Origin of the sequence: Salinibacterium sp. (assembly GCF_031364185.1) — a bacterium.
Lineage (GTDB): Bacteria > Actinomycetota > Actinomycetes > Actinomycetales > Microbacteriaceae > Rhodoglobus.
On sequence record NZ_JANLVV010000389.1, the window covers coordinates 1 to 4,435 of the forward strand.

Below are 4,435 nucleotides of genomic sequence, written 5' to 3' on the forward strand. Positions count from 1 at the left end.
CGGATTGAAGTTGTACAGGTGCGCACGCTTGAACTCACATCATGAATACACACACGAACGAATCCGCCACGGTCCTTCAACTGCGACTCATTGTGGAGGCGGAGGACTTCGACGCTGCCATCGCCTTCTATCGTGATCCCCTAGGGCTCCCCGAACAGGCCGCATTCGAAGGGGACGGTGACGCCCGCGTCTCGATTCTGGATGCCGGCCGCGCTACCCTCGAAATCTCAAACCCTGCCCAGAAATTGATGATCGACTAGGTTGAGACCGGGGCGCAACAGGGTCCAGGCATCCGGCTGGCATTTGAGGTTACCGACGGACGCGGTGTCACCACCACACTTGCTGCAGCCGGGGCCACCATTATGGGCGAACCACGCGAGACACCGTGGCGATCACTCAATTCCCGACTCGACGCACCCGGCGGATTGCAGATAGCAGTCTTCGAAGAACTCGAGGGCATATCCGACCGGGCACAACGCGCCGGGTTTGAAACAGCCGACGCGCAGTAGTGGCAACCAGCGAGCCTCTTTGGTAAGAGGCTCGCTATCGAATTTTCCCAGGTTCGCTGGATGTCGAAAGGAGTTTCGCTGGCAAGTCTTCCCCTTCATCATCAGCCCATTCAGTGCGGCGTTGATATCCTCACGTATGAGTTACGAGATGGATTTGACCGCCTACGTCCTCACTGCCGCGATGCTCCTCGTTGTGGTCGTGACCCACCTCGCGGCATCGGGAAGGATTCAACGCAACGGTTTCGTAGGGATCAGGATTCCGCCCACGATGGCCAGTGATGCCGGGTGGCTAGCAGGCCACAGGGCCGCTCGGGGGCCGTCATGGATTGGCTTTGTTCTCGTCGCGATCGCGGCAGGGTTTGCCCAGTTCATACCGGGGGCCACCACTGTCTGCCTCGTCCTTTTCCTTCTGTTCCTGGGATGGTCCGTCTTGGCTGCATGGCGAGAGGCGAGGGGATCGACAACCTGATGTGGGACTCGAGCAGCTCGTCAGATCCAACTACCCGATGAGGTTCGCTCGAGCGCTGCGGGTTGGTTTTGCGCTCGCTCGTCGCGCCAGGTAGCCGTCAGCCTTTCTCCTCCCCCGAGAAATGAATGGGGGTGGATGCCCGTCAGCAGCTTCGACGACGGCATGCGCGAATTCGCCACCGCCCCACTGCGCCCCACCGTGCAGTAAGTGTTGCAACCTAGGTCGAGCGCGCCCGTCCGGCGCGAGCGCGCTGGTGCGCACGAGCGCGCTCGGGCCAAACCCCCGCGCTCGCCAACATCCCCGGGGTTTCCGTCGAGACCATGTCGGCGGTCTGCTCAAGAATGGGCCTGTTGTCGTAGATTGGCTAAACACGCACGTGGGGCCATCAGAACTAACCCCCGAAGAGATCTGGTCGCGCTAAGCCAGATCGTCGAGACCGACGATTAGAGAAAGAATCTCCCTCATGCAACATCGCTGGATCGCCGTTGTCGTGCTGCTTTTCGCCGCCTTCATGGACCTACTTGATACGACGATCGTCAACGTGGCTCTTCCCGCTATCGAGAAGGATCTGGGCGCCACCCCAGCGCAACTCGAGTGGATCGTGTCAGGCTACGTGCTCTCCTTCGCCGTGCTCCTGATCACGGGCGGCCGTCTTGGTGACATTTTCGGCCGAAAGCGGTTGTTCCTGATCGGTGTCACGGGTTTCACCCTCGCCTCGGCCTCGTGCGCGGCGGCGGTCAGCGGCGACATGCTCGTAGTCTCGCGGCTAATTCAGGGCGTGTTCGGCGCCATGATGATCCCCCAGGTGCTGTCGATCATCCAGGTGCTGTTCGGGCCCAAGGAACGCACCGGCGTGTTCGGCGCCCTGGGCTTCATTTCGGGCCTCGCTGCGGTGGCCGGGCCTCTGCTCGGCGGTATTCTCGTCACCCAAAACGCCTTCGAGCTCGGATGGCGCAGTGTATTCATCATCAACCTGCCCGTCGGCGTGCTGTTATTTATTGCGGCGGCTATCTACATTCCTGAGTCACGCGCTGCCACGCGTACTCGACTGGACGTCGTGGGCGTGATTCTCATCTCGGCAACACTGTTTGTCCTGGTGTACGGCCTGATCGAGGGTCGCGAATTGGACTGGCCGGTATGGATCTGGGTCATGATCGGCGCCAGCCCCGCGCTGCTGGGAATCTTCATCTGGCACCAGCGACGACGCGATGCACAGTCCGGCTCCGCCCTGGTGCCTCCTTCCCTCTTCCACAGTCGCGGATATTCGGCCGGAGCCCTGACGTCATTCTCGTTCAGCGCGTCGATCGGCGGCTTCTTCCTCATCCTGGTGATCTATTTGCAGATCGGATTGGGCTTCTCGGCAATCGCCGCCGGCCTCACGACACTGCCGTTCAGCATCGGCGCTCTCGTGGGCAGTGGCGTGGCGGTTCCCCTTGGGCCGCGACTGGGCAGGTATCTGATCCTGACGGGCGCCCTGGCACAAATCGGCGGTTACCTCTGGATGGCGACTATCGTCGCGAGCGTGGGCGACGATCTCGTCGGTCCTGACCTGATCGCGCCGATGGCACTGGCCGGCCTTGGGCTCACTCTCCTGGTTGTGCCGTTGACCGATGTCGCCCTGGCACAGACGCCGATTGCCAGCGCGGGGGCGGCATCGGGTGTTCTCGGAACGTTCCAGCAGGTCGGCTCGGCCATCGGTGTGGCCGTGGTTGGCGTCGTCTTTTTCGGCATTATCGGAGACAGGTTCACGCCCGGGGTGCTCCGAGATGCGTTTCTTGGCGGCATCTGGGTGCCGATCACCGCCCTGAGCCTCGCTGCGATAGCCACCTTTCTGCTCCCGAACGCGGCCCAGGTCGCCGCCCATAAGGCAGACTCCGAATTGGCCATGAACAGTGAAGGCGACCCTCCCGCCACGGTCGCAGCAGGCGCCTAGAATTCCGCCCAGCAAGCGCTGCGTTGTGGGACAAGCGCGGTCATGCGCACAGCCGAGGTTGCCCCAAACCACCGCGCTCGCAGCGCCACCGGTCGATAGAGTGCAGCATGCCCACCATTTCCCCCTTCGAAGCGCGGATGCTCGACTCCCTGGATGAGCAACTCCTGGTGCACAGCCTCGTGGAGTCAATCCGCGTACCCAGCGTGACGGGCACCGCGGAGGAATCCCAGTTGCAGCACGACCAGGCGACCGAATTGGCACGCTACGGATGTGACGTCGACAGTTGGAAGTTCGACCTCGACGCGCTGACCGCGCACGCCCAGTTCCCCGGCATCGAGACCGATCGGGAGGAGGGGTACGGTCTTGTTGCGACGATCGGTGGCAGCGGCATCCCGGCCCTGATTCTGCAGGGTCACATTGATGTCGTGCCCACCGGTGATCTCGATAAATGGGACGATCGCGACGCATTCAGCGGCTCGATCAGCGGTGGAGTGCTGCACGGTCGAGGTGCCTGCGACATGAAAGCCGGGGTGGCCGCGAACATGGCCGTGGTCCGCACCCTCGCGGCGTCCGGGGTCACGCTCAGTCGGCCGTTGGGCATCCATTCCGTTGTCAGCGAGGAGGACGGCGGTCTGGGCGCGTTCGCCACACTGCTGCGCGGGCACACCGGGGAGGCCGCCGTCATCAGCGAACCGACGAGCAATCGCATTGTGACGGCGAACGCCGGTGCGCTGACATTTCGGATCGTCGTTCCGGGGCGGGCCGCTCATGGCAGCACACGCCTCGAGGGTGTCAGCGCCCTCGACGCGTTTCTGCCGATCTATGCCGCCATCGCGGAACTCGAGCGTGCACGCAACGCCGTTCCTGACGCTCGGTTCGCCGACACGATCCTTCCGTACCCCATCTCGATCGGGCGACTCTCGGCCGGTGACTGGCCGAGTAGCGTCCCTGACATTCTGACGGCCGATGGTCGTTTAGGGGTTCGATTGGGAGAAGCGCCGGAGGACGCCCGCGAAGCGCTCACCCGTGCGATCGGCGCGGCATCGGCTCGCGACCCATGGCTTCGCGACCATCCGGTGGTTCTCACCTGGCCCGGCGGACAGTTCGCCAGCGGTTGGCTTGACTCCGAGCATCCACTCATCGGGCAAATGGCGCAATCGGTAGTGGATGTCTCCGGCGGCAGTCTTCCTGAGACTGCTGCGGCCCCGTACGGCAGTGACCTCCGGCTGTACTCCGGCATCGGCGGCATCCCGACTCTGCACTACGGGCCCGGGGATGTACGCTTCGCCCACGCGCCCCGTGAGCAGGTGAACATCGCCGAGCTGATGTCCGTCACTCGGTCGCTGCTGCTGCTGGCGATTCGGCGCTGCGGTGCCCGCGAATCGGTCACCTAGCCCGCGCACAGCCACACACACTTAGGCTTGAGCCACACCCGCGGCATCGACTGGAGGAAATCATGCCCGCCAGTACGACGGCAGCAACCACCATCGGCGACCAGCTTGCAGACGTGCTCACCCAGGTCGG

At 63.4% G+C, this 4,435-nt stretch carries 4 protein-coding genes; all 4 read left to right on the plus strand.

Annotated elements, in window-relative coordinates:
• The first annotated feature begins 41 nt into the window (after positions 1-41).
• Positions 42-260, plus strand: coding sequence for a hypothetical protein (locus RMN95_RS16675; protein ID WP_309618026.1), 219 nt, complete (start codon positions 42-44; stop codon positions 258-260).
• Between the two features lie 385 nt (positions 261-645).
• A complete protein-coding gene (locus RMN95_RS16680; RefSeq protein WP_309618027.1) occupies positions 646-978 on the plus strand; it encodes an SdpI family protein in 333 nt (110 codons plus the stop codon).
• Between the two features lie 463 nt (positions 979-1,441).
• Entirely contained in the window at positions 1,442-2,911 is a 1,470-nt protein-coding gene (locus RMN95_RS16685; protein WP_309618028.1) for an MFS transporter, read from the plus strand.
• Positions 2,912-3,018: 107 nt separating this feature from the next.
• Positions 3,019-4,305 carry an ArgE/DapE family deacylase gene (locus tag RMN95_RS16690; RefSeq protein WP_309618029.1) on the plus strand — a complete coding sequence of 429 codons (1,287 nt, stop codon included), beginning with the start codon at positions 3,019-3,021 and terminating at the stop codon, positions 4,303-4,305.
• Positions 4,306-4,435: the final 130 nt, after the last annotated feature.